18 protein-coding genes are annotated in these 16,747 nt (G+C 35.3%); 3 read left to right on the plus strand and 15 right to left on the minus strand.

Annotated elements, in window-relative coordinates:
- Positions 1-16: 16 nt before the first annotated feature.
- From BCR26_RS10980 to BCR26_RS11030, 10 genes are all read right to left on the minus strand, one after another.
- Positions 17-319 (minus strand): TIGR04197 family type VII secretion effector, encoded by a 303-nt coding sequence (locus BCR26_RS10980; RefSeq protein ID WP_069699038.1) that lies wholly within the window; start codon positions 317-319, stop codon positions 17-19.
- A gap of 705 nt (positions 320-1,024) precedes the next feature.
- The gene (locus BCR26_RS10990; RefSeq protein ID WP_069699040.1) at positions 1,025-1,324 is read right to left on the minus strand and encodes a DUF1292 domain-containing protein; all 300 of its coding nucleotides are present in this window, start codon (positions 1,322-1,324) and stop codon (positions 1,025-1,027) included.
- 46 nt (positions 1,325-1,370) lie between these two features.
- Positions 1,371-1,799: a Holliday junction resolvase RuvX gene (gene ruvX / locus BCR26_RS10995; protein WP_069699041.1), complete on the minus strand. Its 429-nt coding sequence runs from the start codon at positions 1,797-1,799 to the stop codon at positions 1,371-1,373.
- Entirely contained in the window at positions 1,796-2,065 is a 270-nt protein-coding gene (locus BCR26_RS11000; protein ID WP_069699042.1) for an IreB family regulatory phosphoprotein, read from the minus strand. Before BCR26_RS11000 ends, ruvX begins: the two co-directional genes overlap by 4 nt.
- 231 nt (positions 2,066-2,296) lie before the next feature.
- Positions 2,297-3,232 carry an ornithine carbamoyltransferase gene (gene argF, locus BCR26_RS11005; RefSeq protein WP_069699043.1) on the minus strand — a complete coding sequence of 312 codons (936 nt, stop codon included), beginning with the start codon at positions 3,230-3,232 and terminating at the stop codon, positions 2,297-2,299.
- On the minus strand, positions 3,225-4,385 hold the full coding sequence (locus BCR26_RS11010; protein WP_069699044.1) for an acetylornithine transaminase: 1,161 nt from the start codon (positions 4,383-4,385) through the stop codon (positions 3,225-3,227). The genes argF and BCR26_RS11010 overlap by 8 nt, the downstream gene beginning before the upstream one ends.
- On the minus strand, positions 4,382-5,131 hold the full coding sequence (argB, locus tag BCR26_RS11015; RefSeq protein WP_069699045.1) for an acetylglutamate kinase: 750 nt from the start codon (positions 5,129-5,131) through the stop codon (positions 4,382-4,384). Before argB ends, BCR26_RS11010 begins: the two co-directional genes overlap by 4 nt.
- Positions 5,132-5,145: 14 nt before the next feature.
- Positions 5,146-6,339, minus strand: coding sequence for a bifunctional glutamate N-acetyltransferase/amino-acid acetyltransferase ArgJ (argJ, locus tag BCR26_RS11020; protein ID WP_069699046.1), 1,194 nt, complete (start codon positions 6,337-6,339; stop codon positions 5,146-5,148).
- A 13-nt stretch (positions 6,340-6,352) separates the two neighbouring features.
- Positions 6,353-7,384, minus strand: a complete 1,032-nt coding sequence (gene argC, locus BCR26_RS11025) for an N-acetyl-gamma-glutamyl-phosphate reductase (RefSeq protein WP_069699047.1) — start codon at positions 7,382-7,384, stop codon at positions 6,353-6,355.
- A 280-nt stretch (positions 7,385-7,664) separates the two neighbouring features.
- Entirely contained in the window at positions 7,665-8,366 is a 702-nt protein-coding gene (locus tag BCR26_RS11030; RefSeq protein WP_069699048.1) for a DUF554 domain-containing protein, read from the minus strand.
- Between the two features lie 229 nt (positions 8,367-8,595).
- Between BCR26_RS11030 and BCR26_RS11035 the strand changes: the two genes are divergently transcribed.
- Both BCR26_RS11035 and BCR26_RS11040 read left to right on the plus strand, forming a co-directional pair.
- The gene (locus tag BCR26_RS11035; protein ID WP_069699049.1) at positions 8,596-9,348 is read left to right on the plus strand and encodes a threonine/serine exporter family protein; all 753 of its coding nucleotides are present in this window, start codon (positions 8,596-8,598) and stop codon (positions 9,346-9,348) included.
- Positions 9,349-9,361: 13 nt separating this feature from the next.
- Complete coding sequence (locus BCR26_RS11040) at positions 9,362-9,835, plus strand: threonine/serine exporter family protein (protein WP_069699050.1); 474 nt, start codon at positions 9,362-9,364, stop codon at positions 9,833-9,835.
- A 189-nt stretch (positions 9,836-10,024) separates the two neighbouring features.
- Here the strand turns inward: BCR26_RS11040 and BCR26_RS11045 are convergent, their stop codons facing one another.
- Positions 10,025-11,470, minus strand: coding sequence for a 6-phospho-beta-glucosidase (locus tag BCR26_RS11045; RefSeq protein WP_069699051.1), 1,446 nt, complete (start codon positions 11,468-11,470; stop codon positions 10,025-10,027).
- Between the two features lie 23 nt (positions 11,471-11,493).
- Entirely contained in the window at positions 11,494-12,843 is a 1,350-nt protein-coding gene (locus tag BCR26_RS11050) for a PTS sugar transporter subunit IIC (RefSeq protein WP_069699052.1), read from the minus strand.
- Between the two features lie 110 nt (positions 12,844-12,953).
- Here BCR26_RS11050 and BCR26_RS11055 point away from each other — a divergent pair, with 110 nt between their 5' ends.
- Positions 12,954-13,829: a LysR family transcriptional regulator gene (locus BCR26_RS11055; protein ID WP_069699053.1), complete on the plus strand. Its 876-nt coding sequence runs from the start codon at positions 12,954-12,956 to the stop codon at positions 13,827-13,829.
- Positions 13,830-13,939: 110 nt separating this feature from the next.
- On the opposite strand, the gene BCR26_RS11060 is transcribed toward BCR26_RS11055, so the two are convergent.
- The 3 genes from BCR26_RS11060 to BCR26_RS11070 all read right to left on the minus strand — a co-directional run bounded on the left by BCR26_RS11060 (position 13,940) and on the right by BCR26_RS11070 (position 16,708).
- Positions 13,940-14,782 carry a TIGR03943 family putative permease subunit gene (locus BCR26_RS11060; protein WP_069699054.1) on the minus strand — a complete coding sequence of 281 codons (843 nt, stop codon included), beginning with the start codon at positions 14,780-14,782 and terminating at the stop codon, positions 13,940-13,942.
- A gap of 13 nt (positions 14,783-14,795) precedes the next feature.
- Positions 14,796-15,701, minus strand: coding sequence for a permease (locus tag BCR26_RS11065; protein ID WP_069699055.1), 906 nt, complete (start codon positions 15,699-15,701; stop codon positions 14,796-14,798).
- A 200-nt stretch (positions 15,702-15,901) separates the two neighbouring features.
- Positions 15,902-16,708 carry an MBL fold metallo-hydrolase gene (locus BCR26_RS11070; protein WP_069699056.1) on the minus strand — a complete coding sequence of 269 codons (807 nt, stop codon included), beginning with the start codon at positions 16,706-16,708 and terminating at the stop codon, positions 15,902-15,904.
- Between the last annotated feature and the right edge of the window lie 39 nt (positions 16,709-16,747).

Raw genomic sequence — 16,747 nt, forward strand, 5'->3', positions numbered from 1 at the left:
TTTTCTCTGTCCGCTTTCACGAATAACCACCTCTTAGTATCGGAGTTGAATTTAAAATACTGCTATTAATTTTTTGATCAATCGCTTCAAACTCTTGCGCCACTGAATGGATATTATTTCCATCCTTTGCAAGCGCATTTGAAATCCGTTGCAAGCGCTGACCAAAATCAAGTCCACTTTTTTGCGCCTGTTGATTCCCAATAACGGTCGTCCTATTGGCACTGGAAGCTGGTGCATTGATTGCATTTAGCGCACTAGCCGAACGACTAAAGGACGCCGATATACCACCCGCAATCGTTGTATTACTCTTGATTGCCATTTCCCCACTCCTTTTAAGTTTCTATTGTTTAAACTATTATTTTAGAATAATTTAAAAGCCTTATTAAGTTTAGCATGCCCTAATGTAGTTGAAAAGGATATTTTGCACTTATTCAAAGAAATTTTTTTAAATAAGATAAATAGAACTGTCTAAATCACAACATTTTGATCCATAACTGACAGCAATTAACCTTTTAGCGAAATATTGTTCGAAAAATCAAGAATAATTAGTAACTAGGCACAGAAAAGTCGTACCAAACCAAAAAATTTGCATACCAGAATTACTATAATTATTTGAATGAGAATTATTCTGAGTAAAAGATAGTGATATCATTGCAATAAACAAAGAAATAAATGCTGTGACAGATGTAAAAATAACTACAATTTTTTCTTCAATAAATTTATCTAACATAACCTGTCCCCTCTTATATAATTTTATTTTTATAGAAGACAATTAAAAAAATCCCTAACCTTATTTCAAGGTTTAATAAGCTTGTAATTCTGTCAAAAAAATCCTAATTAATCTTTTCATTCTAAAAGTGCAAAACGGATTAGTAGAACTGCCATCCCAGAAAAGGTTTTAAAACAATTGGAAAAGTAATTTAGAGTATGAGATATTGAGAGTTTGTTTTCCAATTGCCTTTTATTAAAAATAAAGAAAGTTGAACCCTTGAGAAATAGGGGTTCAACTTTCTTTATCGTTCTTCTATTCTTCTTCTTCCGCCATGAATGTATTGAAAACTTCTTCAATCATATCCCACTCAGCATCTGTTTCGATTTGTTGTAATTCGCCTTCGGTTCCTTCTTCATTTTCGATGTAAGCATATGCTTGTAATTCAACATCTTCCTCTTCTGGAACGCCTGCTGGATAAAGTAATACATAATTTTTACCGAATTCTTCTTGTCCATCTACTGTTAGTAAGATTTCATAAAGAGTTTCATTTCCTTCTTCATCTACTAATGTAATATGTTCGTGTCCTTCGTGATCGTGATTGTGGTCTGTCATAATACTAATCTCCTCTTTCAATTAATTGCCCAACTAGGGACAGCTATTAGATTTTATTTCCAGCTCTGTCTAGATAATTTTGTAAAATCATAACAGCAGCTAATTTATCAATAACTTTTTTTCTTTTGGCTCTGGAAGCATTTGCTTGCTCCACTAACATTCGCTCCGCTTGGACAGTTGTCAAGCGTTCGTCTTGATACTCAACCGGGATATTAAATAATTCTTTAATTTTATCCCCGTATTCCATAGACGCTTCTGCTCTAGGCCCAATCGTATTGTTCATATTTTTAGGCAGCCCAACAACAAATTGTGTCACTTCATATTCTTTGACTAGCTCTGTCAAACGGGTAAAACCAAATTCCCCTTGCGCTTCATCAATCCGAATAATTTCAACACCTTGCGCTGTCCAACCGAAAGGATCACTGACTGCAATCCCAACTGTTTTAGAACCAACATCAAGTCCCATCACTCTCATCGAAGCGTAACACCATGATCAGCTAGATAATACTTCACTAATTCTTCCATAATTTCATCTCGTTCATGACGACGAATTAAGTTTCGAGCATCTTGATAGCGAGGAATGTAGGCCGGGTCTCCAGAAAGTAAATACCCAACAATCTGGTTAATCGGATTATATCCCTTTTCTTCTAATGCACGATAAACGGTAGCGAGAGTTTCGCTTACTGCCTTCTTACGACTATCATCAAAATCAAATCGTACTGTTTCATCTGTAAAACCCATTTATCTACACCTCATTTCTTCTAATTTAACCATACAGCTTCATTCTACTAAAAAGTAGGCAAAACTACAAATGAAATTTTCGGATATCGCCTATATTTAAATAAATTTAGGACTTTTTTTGCTTTTATCTGTGATTTATCGTTTAAAGAAAAATAAAAGCAACTAGGCGCTGTACCTAATTGCTTTTTTGAGATTATCCAAGTAATCAAATAATAAACTTGTTTCTTCTAATCAAGAATCTTTCATCAATTTTACCATCAAAGCTTTTTGAGCGTGTAGACGGTTCTCAGCTTCTTGATAAATTTTAGAATGGGTTCCATCAATGACGTTCGAAGTAACTTCTTCTCCCCTGTGGGCAGGTAAACAATGTAAAAATAGATAGTCGTCTTTAGCTTTTGATACTAACTCAGAATTAATTTGATAGGCTGCAAAGAGCTTTTCTCGCTCTAGTTGCTGACTCTCTTCTCCCATACTCGCCCAAACGTCTGTCACCACCACATCAGCATCTGCCACAGCGCGTTCTGGATCATTGATTAACTCAATTTTACTCCCACTTTGAAGAGCATTTTGTTCAGCTATATCAATTATTTCTTGTTTTGGTTCGTAGCCAGTGGGTGTTGCAATTGAAATATCCATGCCAACTAAACTGCCACCAATTAGAAAAGAATGCGCCATATTATTGCCTGCTCCAACATACGCTAGTTTGATTCCTTTCAATTTACCTTTCACTTCATAAATTGTTAAAAAATCAGCTAAAATTTGACACGGATGATGATTGTCTGTCAAGCCGTTAATTACTGGTATCGATGCCTCTGTCGCTAATTCTGCAACCATTGTATCTGAGTAGGTCCGAATCATAATCCCATCCACATAACCAGACATTACTTTAGCAGTGTCTTTAATGGGTTCTCCTCTTCCCATCTGTGTGCTTTTTGAGTCTAATACAATGGCTTGTCCTCCTAGCTGAATAATTCCAGCCTCAAAAGAAACTCGTGTTCTAGTGCTATTTTTCTCGAAGATCATCGCTAATATTTTCCCTGATAATGCGTGACGATACTCATTTGGATTCGCCTTGATTTCAGTAGCCAATTTGATAACGGATAAAAATTCAGCTTGGGTCATTTCTGTTAAATCTAAAATACTTCTTCCATACATTGAATTACTCATTTATCGGACCTCCAATTAAAACGTTAGTTAAGATAGCCAACGCGCTGTCTATTTCTTCTTTTTTTATTGTTAAAGGAGGCAACAGACGGAGAACATTTTTTCCTGCCCTTAATGTTAATAACCCTTGTTCTTTCAACTTTGTCATTAGTTGAAGTAATTTCTCTTCACTTTCCATTTGAAGACCAACCATTAATCCTAAGCCTCGAATATCTTGAATCCCTGAATCTTCTTCTTCTGCTAACAACGATAATCCTGAAAATAGCTGTTGGCTTTTTTCTTGTACAGCACTTAAAAAGTTTTGAGTATTGACAATTTCCAGTACTTGGTTTGCTACACTCATTGCCAGCTTATTTCCACCAAAAGTTGAACCATGAGTTCCTGGACTAAAAGTGTCTGCTAGTTCCTGTTTTCCTAACATCGCTCCTACAGGAATCCCGTTCCCTAATCCCTTAGCTAAAGTCAAAATATCCGGTTCTATCCCATATTGCTCATAAGCATATAACGTCCCTGTCCTACCGATACCTGTTTGGATTTCATCGATGATTAGCAATATTCCTTTGTCGTGACAACACTGCGCTAGTTCTTTTAGCCATTTTTTATTAGCTGGAATGACTCCGCCTTCTCCTTGAATCATCTCTAACATTACAGCAGCAGTATTTGAATCAACTGCCTGTTTGAATTGAGCTAAATCATTAAATGGTAGATACGTAAAATCTGGAACTAGCGGCTGGAATCCAGCGTGAATACTTGTTTGCCCAGTAGCGCTCATTGCACCATAGGTTCGCCCATGAAAGGAATTTAGAAACGTGATAACCTTCGTTTTCCCAGTAGCTTTCCGAGCTAATTTAATCGCTGCTTCATTCGCCTCCGCCCCACTATTGCAGAAATAGGCAACGTAGTCTTTGCCATTGGCTAGTTTTTCAGCGACTTCTTCTTGTAAATGATTTTCATATAAATTAGGGGTATGCCACAAAAGGCTGGCTTGTTCCATTAAGGCATTATTTAGCTTCGGATGGTTATAGCCTAGATTCATGACACCAATTCCACTAGTAAAATCCAAATATTTTTTCCCGCTCCGATCCGTTAAATAGTTACCCGAACCTGAAATCATTTCAATTGATTCACGTTTATAATTTGGAAATAAAAAACTCATGCTAACGCCTCCTTACTAATTGTTGTCCCAACCTGTTGAATTTTATTCGTAATATGAACTTTATGGACACCATTAGTGACGGCTGAAACAGCACTTTCAATTTTTGGAAGCATCCCACCTTTAATAACTTTTTCTTCTTTTAGACCATAAATATCTTTCGGTGAAAGTTCTTTTAGCCACTGCCCTTCTTTTTTGACACCTTGCACGTCTGTAAGTAAGTACAAGGCTTCTGCTTGCAACTCTTCCGCCACTTTACAGGCCACGTTATCCGCATTGATATTCAACCATTCTCCTGTTTCTGTTAAGCCTAAAGGAGCAATAATTGGCACATGCTTTTTACTGATTAGATGCAAAAGTAATTCTTTATCAATTTGCTTCACATTTCCAACATGACCATATTTTTTTTCATCTAGAAATTCTCCTGTAATAATTTGAGCACAAGAAGCATTCAAGCCAACAGCTGAAAAACCTGCTTGTTGAAATTTCGTTGTAATCATAGGCTGCACTTGACCAATTAGAACCATTTGAGTAATCGCTAACGTTTCCTTTGTCGTTACCCGCAAACCACCTTTAATGCTGACAGGAACGTTCAAACGATGCATCATTTCTGAAATGTAGTGTCCCCCTCCATGAACAATCACTATTTTTTTACCTGCCTTTTGCCAATGTGTAATTTGCTGAAAAAATTCTTTAGTCAAATTGTCGCTGGCTACCCCACCTATCTTTACTACGATAATTCCCTTCATTATTGAATTCCCCTTTACGTATGATAAAGTCCGTTAATTTCGACATATTTGTAAGTAAGGTCGCAACCCCAAGCCATTCCTGTTGCTTTCCCTATTTTTAAGTCTACAACGATTTTGATTATTTTTTGTTTGAGCACTTGTTTCATTTTTTCTTGATCAAAATTTTGCGGCTGACTATTTTTTAGTACTTGAATCTTTCCTAAAAAAATGTCAATTGTGTCTGGATTAACTTCTGCACCAGAATAGCCGACTGCACAAATAATTCTTCCCCAATTGGGATCTTCTCCAAATATTGCCGTTTTGACTAAAGAAGAACCTACCACTTTTTTTGCTGCCATTCTTGCAGAAAGCGCATCTTTTCCATTAATGACTTCTACTTCAATCAATTTTGTAGCACCTTCACCATCTTGAGCAATCATCTTAGCGAGTGTTTCAGAAACGAAGTGGAACATTTCTTCAAAGGTTTGATACGCAGTTGTTTCTTTTTTTATTTCAGCTATTTCTGAGGCTCCATTAGCCATTACAATAACCATGTCATTAGTAGACGTATCTCCATCAACCGTTATTTGATTGAACGTTATCTCAGTCTGCTCCTTCAATAAAGTTTGCAATAATTCACTTGAAATCGTTGCATCTGTCGTAATAAAAGAAAGCATTGTCGCCATGTTAGGGTGAATCATCCCAGAGCCTTTGGCAACCCCAGCCACCGTCACTAGTTTTCCATCAATCAATCCTTCTACGACAATTTGTTTCGTAAACGTATCAGTAGTTAAAATGGCTTCATGAAAGGCGAATGGATCTCCCCTCTTTTGGTCTAGTGAATCAAGTCCTTCTGCCACGATTGTCATCGGCAGCATCTGACCAATAATACCTGTAGAAGCAACGGCAACGTCTTCTTGGTTTATTGCTAATTTTTTTGCCGCTATCTTTTGAATGGTAAAAGCATCTTCAATCCCTACTTTTCCCGTACAAGCATTTGCATTTCCCGAATTCACTACAATCGCTTGAAGCGTTCCTGATTGAATCGCTTGCTTTGTCACAGTGATGGGAGCTGCTTGAATTTTATTTGTTGTAAAAACTGCTGCTGCTTGAGCAGGTACATTTGAATAAATAAATCCAATATCTTTTTTCCTCTTTTTTAAACCGCAGTGCTTCCCGTCTGCTAAAAAACCTTTCGGTGAAGCGATAGTCCCTTCAATAATCTTCATTTTTTTACTCCTTCTATGGATAAAGAGGAACTGCATTTAAGCCTAATTCTTCAGGAAACCCCGCCATAATATTTAAATTTTGAACAGCTTGCCCTGCAGCTCCCTTTCCTAAGTTATCAATGACAGTTACTAATGAAATAATATTCGTTGTTTGATTGTAGGTAACACCTATGTCGCAATAATTTGAACCCACCACTTGTTTTAGTTCTGGAAATTGATTTTCTGGTTGAATACGAATAAATTTTTTCCCTTGATAATATTTTTTGAAAACGTCTATTAGCTGTTCCGTTGAAATAGATTGACTCGCTTTCACGTAAGAAGTTAAAAATATCCCTCTCGTAACTGGTATTAACGAAGTGGAAAATTGAATAGCCTCAATTTCTGGTGCCCAAACCTTAAATTGTTGGATAATTTCTGGTATGTGTTGGTGCTGATTCAGCTTATAGACACTCATATTTTCATTGGTCTCAGTAAAATGAGTGGTCTGGGATAGTCCTTTGCCTGCGCCGGAAAGACCTGATTTTCCATCTATAATCATTGAATCTAGCTGAATTAACTTGTTTTCTAGCAAGGGAGCGAATGTTAATTCTGTAGCAGTAGCATAACAGCCAGGATTCGCAATCCAAATCGCCTTTGGATTTTTTCTGCATTCTGCTAAACCATACTCAAATTTTTTCACTAAATCTAAGGGAGCACTAGTTTTTCCATACCATCGTTCATAAGTACCACCAGACGTTAAACGAAAATCCCCAGATAAATCAATAATTGGAAATTCGGCTGTCACAAAAGGCTGTACTAGTTCTTTAGATATCCCTGAAGGTGTTGCAAAAAAAACTAAGTCACTGCCCTCCATTATTTTTTCTGCATTAAATTCTTCTAGAGGAAGAGAAATGATATTTTTTAAATGGGGATTTATATCAGAAATTGATTTTTTATGCATTGAATGACTGTGAATCGAAACTATTTCAACTTTCGGATGTTGTCGCAAATATCTAATTAATTCTAAACCGCTATAGCCTGTAACCCCTACTATTGAAACCTTCATCCATTTCCCCTCCATTAAATTTTTCTTATTTTTTGTTATTGTTTCACATATTATATAAGGTCTCGCTATTCAAGTCAACGGTTTTTTATTAGTTAATTACCATATTTTTGCATATTTATATACAAAATCGAATTTTTTATGCAAGTGAATTATTCTTATTCATCCTCTAACTAGGACAAATAAAATTAGTATTGAGCTATTTATCTACACTAAAAAAGCAAATGAAATCATATAAACAACTTCATCTGCCTCATTGATAACTCTTATTCAGTTTAATAAATTAGAAATAAAAATATTGAACAGCTACGATCCCAATTAGAATAAGTAGCCCTGGCAAATAATTAGATACTCTAATTTTAGCCATTTCGGTAATGTTTAGCCCGATGGCAAAAATCATTAATCCACCGATGGCACTGATTTCAATCATCAGCATGTCTAACAGCTCTTTTGGTATATATCGCACAATTACACTTGCAAGAATAGCAATCAGTCCTTGGTATAAGAATACAGGTACTGCTGAAAAAAGAACCCCTACTCCTAATGTCGCTGTCAACATAATTGACATAAATCCATCCATCACTGATTTTGTAAACAATGTTTGGTGATTTAGCGAAACACCGCTTTCAATCGCCCCGATAATCCCCATCGAACCAATCAAAAAAATTAACGAGGCTGTCACAAACCCTTCTGCAAAATTACTGTTTTTCTTGGCAAATCGTTTTTCTAAGTATAAACCAAACTGATTCATTCGATCTTCTATTTTAAACCATTCTCCTAGCATAGCTCCTAAGCAAAGACTAATCAGAACAATAATAAATGAACTTGTTTTAAATGCCATTTGAATCCCAAGAACGATAACCCCCAAACCAATTCCCTTTGTAACTGTATCTTTTGTTTGCTGAGAAATATTTCTTAAAATAGACCCTGCTAAGCTCCCAAAAACAATTGCTAAACCATTAACTAATGAACCTAATAATAGCATCTTACGTCACAACCCATCCCTTAAAATAAAAATAGTTTCATTCCCACTATTATACGATAAAGTTTACAAAAAGACAGACACTTTCTAAAAAAATATCAATTACCTTTCCAATTAAACTCTGTTGCATTACTTTGGCTCCATGTGGTCAAACGCGTTGATTATAGCCAAGATAGCAACTTTTTTCTTCATTTTGTAGTACACTTAAAGAAAAACAGAATCGAGGATGGCTATGACCTCAAAAAATACGGAACTTCTTTTGGAAACATGTCTTTTAGCAGGAAAAATTATGATGGAAAGTGATGCTGAAATGTATCGTGTGGAAGATACGATGAGCCGAATTGCGACGGCAACAGAAAACCACCAACTGGTTTGTTATGTTACTCAAACAGGATTATTTGTGGGCTTTGATGGTACTTCAAATATTCGTATGGTTCAAATTATCCATCGTTCAATCAATCTAGAAAAAGTTTCTAAAGTAAATAACTTGTCTCGAGATTACGTTGCTGGACATTTTACACTGGAAGAATTATTGGAACAGTTGAAACAAATCCATTATGAAAAGAAATTTTTTCCTCTGTGGATGCGAATAATTAGTGCTTCAGTCATTAGTGGTACTATTATGATTCTTGCCGGTGGCGTTTGGAGCGATCTTTTATTGACTAGTATCATCGGTGGATTAGGTTACGCTTTATTCTATTTCAGTTTAAAAGTTTTACAGATTAAATTTCTGTCTGAATTTTTAGCTTCTTTTTTTATCGGCTGTGCTGCGATTATTGCTGTTCGACTAGGGTTAGGACAAAACCAAGATATGATTATCATTGGCTGTGTTATGCCATTAGTACCAGGTGTTCAAATCACGAATTCTTTAAGAGATCTCCTAGCAGGGCACTACTTATCCGGTGTTTCCAGAGGAACGGAAGCAACTATGACGGCCAGTATGATTGGTTTTGCTATTGCTTTTGTTTTACAACTATTTTATTGAGGAGGCACGAAAGATGCTCACACTTTTTATCCAATTTTCTTTTAGCTTTTTAGCAACCGCTGCGTTTGCTATCATTACCAATGTGCCTAGACGTTCTCTAGTTGCTTGTGGTTTCTCTGGAGCTTCTGGTTGGCTTATTTATTGGACAACTACGCAGATGGGCGCAAACGTCGCTCTTGGTTCCCTATTAGGCGCACTTGCTGTAGCCGCGGTTAGTTTTCTTTTCTCTCGATGGTTAAAATTACCGGTTACTATTTTCAATATTCCCGGAATGGTTCCCCTAGTTCCTGGTGGCTTGGCTTATCAAGCAGTTAGAAATTTGGTTGTAGGAAATTATACTTTTGCAATTCAATCGTTGGTCCAAGCGGTTATGATTGCCGGTGCGATTGCTTTAGGATTAGTTTTATCTGAAGTACTGAATCATAATATTAAAAATTTTAGAGAAAAGAAAGATTTGATTCGTTTCTCTAATAAAAAAGATCGTTAAAAAATAGACTATTTAAATAAATGAATTCCCATCAGATTAAGCTAAGAACCTTGTTAAATAAAGTTTTTTCCAGCCAAGAGAAGAAGGAATAGACAGAGAATGTGCCAACTCTGAATACTCCTTCTTCTATGTTTTTTATTCCATCATTTTCTAGTAAGGCTCATTTCAATTGTACTATTCAAATTGAAATTAATTTGATAAGTCATCACCGTTAGATGCAATAACTTTTTTATACCAGTCAAAAGACTTCTTTTTCTTTCTGTTTAAGGTTCCTTTTCCCTCATCATCTTTGTCTACATAAATAAATCCATAGCGTTTAGACATTTCTCCAGTACTAGCGCTAACTAAATCAATACATCCCCAGGCAGTATATCCCAAGCACTCCACGCCATCTGCAATAGCCTCTCCCATTGCATTAATGTGAGCCTGAAGATAATGAATTCTCCCATCATCGATAATCCCTTGTTCTTCTATCTGATCGAAAGCACCTAACCCATTTTCTACAACAAATAAAGGCTTTTGATATCTATCATACAAATCATTCATGGTGATTCTTAGACCTAAAGGATCAATTTGCCATCCCCAGTCACTTCTTTCCAAATAAGGGTTTTTTAGACTTTTAAAAACATTTCCTGATGTCTGTTCCCCTGCCTCTGGATCAGCACTAGTTAAGCGAGAAGAGTAATAACTAAATGAAATAAAATCTACTGTATTTTCCTTCAATATGTTTTTGTCTTCACTCTCCATTTGCAAATGAATATTATTTTCTTCGAAATAGCGATTTAAATAGCTTGGATAAGCACCTCTAGATTGAACATCAATGAAAAAATAGTTTTTTCGATTGGCTTCTTGCGCCGCAAACACATCTTCTGGATTACAAGTCAGTGGATATGTTGAAGCTCCTGCTAACATACAACCAATCTGCATCTTCGGATTGATTTCTCTAGCTCTTTTGGTAGCCATTGCAGACGCCACTAGTTGATGGTGAGATCCTTGATAAATATCTTGGTTTGGTTCATTTGAAAGCGATGTATCTATTGCTCCACCTAAAAGTGGTAAGTGTAAAATCATGTTGATTTCATTAAAAGTTAGCCAATATTTGACCTTTTTCTGATACCTTTTAAAAAGAACTTCGCAGTAGGCTAAGTAAAAATCAATTAAATTTCGATTTTTCCAGCCTCCGTATTTCGTCATTAAGTATAATGGCGTATCAAAGTGGTTTATAGTAACTAATGGCTCAATATTATGCTTGAGACACTCCTCAATGACTCGATCATAAAACTCAAGTCCTTGTTCGTTAGGTAACGTTTCATCTCCTTTTGGGAAGATGCGCGCCCAGCAAATGGAAAAGCGAAATACTTTGAAGCCCATCTCAGCGAAAAGAGCAATATCTTCTTTGTATCGATGGTAAAAATCAATCGATTCATGACTTGGATAAAAATCATACTCAGTATTCATTGCTTTCGTTGGATGCTTTAGCGCGTCCTGTCGTCCATGCTTAGCATCTGGTAAAATATCAACCGGAGTAAGTCCTTTTCCACCTTCTAAATAGGCACCTTCACATTGATTCGCTGCAACTGCGCCTCCCCATAAAAACCCTTCTGGAAATCGTTGTTTTTTTATCAATTTATTCATAAAAGAATCCTTTCTTAATTCGATTAATTTCCTAATTCTTCTTGATAAGCTTTTTTATCTAGCATTTTGAAGAAAGGATAGTACATTACACCACTGAATAAAATCATAACTATTTGGAACAAGGCAACTTTCCAGCCCCCATCAGGTGTTGAGATAAAACCAGACATAATGACAGGTGTTCCTAATGGAATAATGTAAGATAATCTAGGTAAAATATCAATCAATGTTAACAAATAAGCCAACACGGCTGAAATAATCGGTGTCACAATAAAAGGAACAATCATAAACGGATTTAGGACTAAAGGAAATCCAAAAATAATTGGCTCATTAATGCCACACAGATTTGCTACAATCGATAGTTTGCCAAGAGTTTTGTACTGTTTACTTTTTCCTACAAACAACATCAGTAAACACAACCCAATTGTCATGCCTGATCCACCTAAAATAACGTACACTGACCAAAAAGAACGATTTAAAATATTAGGTAATTCATAAGCAGACGTTCCACTGTTTAAGGCGTCCATGTTGGCGTTATTTAAAGCTGTCCATAATGGATAGAAAAGCGGTAAAATAATAGCTGACATCCCATGAATTCCAAGGCTCCAAAGAATTTGACATAAGAATATCGCAAAGATAAATGACCAGACATTATTTCCTAAAAAAGCTTCCATTGGTGCTTGGATAAAGGAATAAATCCCTGTTTGAATACCAGTCACACCTTCTATTGGGATTAGGCTCACTAGACGATCTAAACCAATAAAGAAAAGAATTGATACAAATCCAGGGAGTAATCCTCCAAAAGATTTAGAAATGGTTGGCGGAACCGACTCAGGCATTTTAATCATCATCTTTTTGTTAATCATTGTACTGTATATTTTTGCCGAAATAAGTGCAACGAATATAGCGACGAAAAGACCTTTTGCACCAATCCACTCAAATGGAATATAGTTGCCTGCAGGTAAAACTACGTCTTCTGCAACCTTTAAATTATTTTCTGTTAAAAATGCTGAGATAGTTGCTGCAGCATTTCCCATAGGTACTACTGCTAAAAATGAAAATAGGGCTACCATTCCTGCAACACCCTGGTCGACATTTTCTCGTTTCGCATAAAAATAAGCAATGAAGAAAACGGCATAAATAGAAATAATATCATTCGTTACTAGATTAGGAATCGAAAAGAACGCTTTCAAACCAACACTTTCTATAAAATTTTGATAACTTGGTATTGCTAAGTTGTTTAACAACGAAAAAATTGAACCAATAATTAATACTGGCATCAGTGACATAAAACCATCACTTACTGAACCTAAATACTTGTTTTGAGAAATTTTCATCGCCTTTGGCATAATTTTCTCAGTAAGCTTGTCCATCATAAATTTTTTCCTCCTTTTTTAATCTACTCTCATTCTACGTAAAGAATGATTGGTTTTTCCAATAGTTATCAACTATACTAGTCATAGATAAAAACAATGGAGTGGAGAAAATGGATTTAAGATTGCTAAATTATTTTGTTATTTTGTCAGAAGAAATGAACTACCGCAAAGCAGCCGAACGATTATATATTACGCAACCTACATTGAGTCAACAAATAAAACAATTAGAACAAAACCTATCATTAACCTTGTTCAATCGAAGCGGAAATCAGTTAATCCTGACGCCAGAAGGTGAATTATTAAAAATAGAAGCCTATCGATTGTTTAAAAATATAAGCGAATTAGAACTGGCATTAGCAAATTGCAAAGAGCAAGTATCCAAAGAAATAGTGATTGGTGTAACTGGTGCAAGCCTGTTAGTTCAACCAATTGTTGAGTTTTCAAAAATTTTTCCAAATAATAAAATTCAAGTTCATGAAAGAAGTTATACTAGTTTACTTCCTAGAGTTTTAAACGGTTCCTTAGATATGGGTATCAGCTACACCCCGGAGTTTTTAGATGAGAACCTCATCTTCAAAAAAATCGGTAACGATAAATGTTGTTGCGTTGTGAATCAAAAGCATGATTTATTTACTCAACAAGAAATATCGCTCATTGAACTTCTTAAATACCCTCTAGTTCTCCCTCATCCAAATTTAGCTGTACGTAAGTATTTAAAAAGTTATGAAAATAAAGAACATATCTATTTAGACCCTTTGTATGAAATGCCAAATTACAGTTCTTGTTTGGAATTAGTAAAACAGAATTTAGGTGTTTCCCTTTTACCTTATAGCTTCATTAAGAACGGTTTTGATAAAGAGCTTAAGATAATCGAAGTCACTGATTTTGATGAACTAATTGGCGTCTCGTTATTTTATCGAAGAGATAAAGCCTTTAATACATTCGAGAAAAGCCTTACGGAAATGATTGCAAACTACCTTTTTTAAAAGCAATCATTGATTATTTTATATTTAAAAGAAACGTTTGAACTGAGAATAAATAAACAAAAAAGGAATAACAGAAACGTAATCAGTCTCTGCTATTCCTTTTACAACCTTTAAAATGAACGATAAACATATTGATTTTTAGGCTCAGCTATATTTTTTACTGAAGAAACTTCTACGTATGGGATGGTTCTTTTAAAGGCCTCGTAGTACTTAGACTGTATGACGCCACTTACTTCAACCCACTTATTATTAGCAAGTTCTTCCCCTTCTGGCATATGAGTCAGCAAACCAAACACTCCAGAATCCGCTACGCAATGAACAATACCAAAGCGAAAAACAAAAACATCCGACTTGTCTTCTTCAGGAGAATTAAAAATGAACCCTTTATATGAAACTTTTTTTCCGATAAATTCACTAGGATAGTTGTAAATTAGTTCCATAATTTCTAGATAGTTCTCGTCAGTTATTTCAATTGTTTGCTTGTTGTCATATTGACTTAGCGCTTTTTTCATTTGTTGTGTGTATTCATTTTTTTCGAAATAAATACTAGTATCTGGTTTTAGATATTGCGTGTCAACTTCAGGATCACCTACAGACTCTTTACTTAAAGGAAAAGTAAAGCCTTTTGCTTCAACAATACTTGTGTCTAAACTAACTGTTGGAAACAAAAAACCAACTAGCAAAGGTAAAGATAACAGAAAATAGGCAATAACTCGCTGATACCTTTTATCTAAGCCGTGATTATGATCTTCCTGTTTGCAATCACAATTATTTTTACTTTGACCTTCCTTATTCCACAAAATCAACTGAACAATAGCTAATACTAAGGATAAAACCATAGATAAAACAGCTAAGTAACCATAATGAACATTAATGTATTGATTCAGTTTACCAGAAACTTGTAAATACATCATAAATGTTGAATAACCGATTAGAATTAAAAAACGTATCATTATAAGTTCCTCCTTAAATAAACAAAGCGTAAATAGTTACTGTAACAGTTACTAAAGCTACAAATTTGACAATAAACGTTGTTTTAAAATAACGTTTCATCATCAATAAGTTCTTGATATCCACCATTGGGCCAAAAACTAAAAAAGCGACAATCGGTCCTGATCCAAAAAGGCTGAGTAATGACGAACCAATAAAAGCATCTGCTTCCGAACACAAGGATAAAGTCGCTGCCAAAATTAACATAACAAAAATTGCCAATAGTTTCGTATGCCCTAATTGTAAAATAGCCCCTGTCGGCAAATACGTTTGCATCAAAGCAGCCAACAACGAACCGATAATTAAGTATCTCCCTGTATCAAAAAATTCTTCAATTCCATGAGTTAAAACCGACCATACTTTTTGAAAAAAAGAAGTTTTCTCAATTTCATGCTTATGCTCCTTATGCCCTACCTCTTCTGGACTCCGAATTTCTTTCAAAATCGATTCTTTATTAAGATAAGCCAACCAAATTCCTACAACCATCGCAACTAAAAAACTACCTAAAACTCTTAAAAAAACAAATTTTAGAGAGTTCCCAAAAGCAATATAGGTTGAAAAAAGCACAATCGGATTAATAATTGGTGCCGTCACCATAAAAGCAAAAGCAGTATAAACAGGAACATCTTTTTTCACAAATTGATTAATGATAGGAACAATACCACATTCACAGGATGGGAAAAAGAATCCTAAAACACTGCCCACACAAATAGATAAAAATTTATTTTTAGGTAATAGTTTTTTTACTCGTTCAGGCGTCAAAAATACATGAAGGGCCCCAGATATGACACAGCCAAGCATTACAAAAGGTAGGGCTTCAATAATAATCGATAAAAAAATAGTACTCATTTGCAAAATGGAGCGGGGTAAAAAATCAAACATATTTTTCCTCCTCAAAACAATAAGATAAACAAAACTTACCTACCAATAACAATCACTGGGTAAACTCCATTAGGATTCAATCAAAAACCTAAACCACTATAACTTAGAAAATTCAGAAAATCAACTGTCACAGCACACAAAAAGAAAGATTTAAAGAAATAAAAAACTAAGAAGAATATAATAATTCTTCTTAGTTCGTTTTAAATAGTAAACAGTTCAGTAGCCGAATCGGGATCTGTATCATAGATATTAAAAGCAATCCCTACACCTAAGTCTTGTTCTTTTAAAGTGTTTTCCATCGTCATATGGGCTAATTCTTTCATATTGTTCTCTTTACTTAAATGTCCCAAATAGATTCGTTTTGTTTGATCACCAATAATATCCGCCATCACTAACGCCCCATCTTCATTTGACAAATGACCTTGATCTCCTAAAATTCGTTGTTTTAAATTCCAAGGATAAGGACCCATTCGCAACATTTCGATATCATGATTGCTTTCAACCAGATAGGCATCTGCATTTTTTATCGTTCCTCGAATATAATCACTGCAATACCCCGTATCTGTTAACGTAACAAAAGAACGATTTTCTTTATAAAATCGATAAAACTGGGGGGCTGCCGCATCATGAGAAACACCAAAACTCTCGATATCCATATCGCCAAAAGTTAACACTTTCCCCATTTCAAAGATATGTTTTTGTTCAACTGCAACATTTCCGATAAGTGGATCCATTGCATCCCATGTTTTTTCATTCGCATAGACATCTAGTTTATATTTTCTAGCAAGGACCCCAACACCATGAATATGATCTCGATGCTCATGAGTGACTAAAATAGCATCTAAATCTTCTGGTTTACGATCCACTTCTGCTAATAAAGAAGTGATTTTTTTGCCACTTAAGCCAGCATCCACCAAGATTTTTTTCTTCTCTGTTTCTATAAAAAGGGAATTTCCCGTACTACCGCTAGCAAGAATGCTAACTTTGAATGTATAATTTTGGCTCATGTATGCTTAACGTCCCTTCTACAAACTCTACAATTTTCT

Source organism: Enterococcus rivorum (assembly GCF_001742285.1).
Lineage (GTDB): Bacteria > Bacillota > Bacilli > Lactobacillales > Enterococcaceae > Enterococcus_L > Enterococcus_L rivorum.

Bases quoted from the DNA above. Each gene is read 5' to 3' on its own strand.
- BCR26_RS11000 (WP_069699042.1), bottom strand. From the start codon at position 2,065: ATGGGTTTTACAGATGAAACAGTACGATTTGATTTTGATGATAGTCGT.
- BCR26_RS11070 (WP_069699056.1), bottom strand. From the start codon at position 16,708: ATGAGCCAAAATTATACATTCAAAGTTAGCATTCTTGCTAGCGGTAGT.
- argC (WP_069699047.1), bottom strand. From the start codon at position 7,384: ATGAAGGTTTCAATAGTAGGGGTTACAGGCTATAGCGGTTTAGAATTA.
- BCR26_RS11045 (WP_069699051.1), bottom strand. From the start codon at position 11,470: ATGAATAAATTGATAAAAAAACAACGATTTCCAGAAGGGTTTTTATGG.
- ruvX (WP_069699041.1), bottom strand. From the start codon at position 1,799: ATGAGAGTGATGGGACTTGATGTTGGTTCTAAAACAGTTGGGATTGCA.
- argJ (WP_069699046.1), bottom strand. From the start codon at position 6,339: ATGAAGATTATTGAAGGGACTATCGCTTCACCGAAAGGTTTTTTAGCA.
- argB (WP_069699045.1), bottom strand. From the start codon at position 5,131: ATGAAGGGAATTATCGTAGTAAAGATAGGTGGGGTAGCCAGCGACAAT.
- BCR26_RS11040 (WP_069699050.1), top strand. From the start codon at position 9,362: ATGCTCACACTTTTTATCCAATTTTCTTTTAGCTTTTTAGCAACCGCT.
- BCR26_RS11055 (WP_069699053.1), top strand. From the start codon at position 12,954: ATGGATTTAAGATTGCTAAATTATTTTGTTATTTTGTCAGAAGAAATG.
- BCR26_RS11035 (WP_069699049.1), top strand. From the start codon at position 8,596: ATGACCTCAAAAAATACGGAACTTCTTTTGGAAACATGTCTTTTAGCA.
- BCR26_RS11060 (WP_069699054.1), bottom strand. From the start codon at position 14,782: ATGATACGTTTTTTAATTCTAATCGGTTATTCAACATTTATGATGTAT.
- BCR26_RS10990 (WP_069699040.1), bottom strand. From the start codon at position 1,324: ATGACAGACCACAATCACGATCACGAAGGACACGAACATATTACATTA.
- argF (WP_069699043.1), bottom strand. From the start codon at position 3,232: ATGAGTAATTCAATGTATGGAAGAAGTATTTTAGATTTAACAGAAATG.
- BCR26_RS11030 (WP_069699048.1), bottom strand. From the start codon at position 8,366: ATGCTATTATTAGGTTCATTAGTTAATGGTTTAGCAATTGTTTTTGGG.
- BCR26_RS11050 (WP_069699052.1), bottom strand. From the start codon at position 12,843: ATGATGGACAAGCTTACTGAGAAAATTATGCCAAAGGCGATGAAAATT.
- BCR26_RS10980 (WP_069699038.1), bottom strand. From the start codon at position 319: ATGGCAATCAAGAGTAATACAACGATTGCGGGTGGTATATCGGCGTCC.
- BCR26_RS11065 (WP_069699055.1), bottom strand. From the start codon at position 15,701: ATGTTTGATTTTTTACCCCGCTCCATTTTGCAAATGAGTACTATTTTT.
- BCR26_RS11010 (WP_069699044.1), bottom strand. From the start codon at position 4,385: ATGAGTTTTTTATTTCCAAATTATAAACGTGAATCAATTGAAATGATT.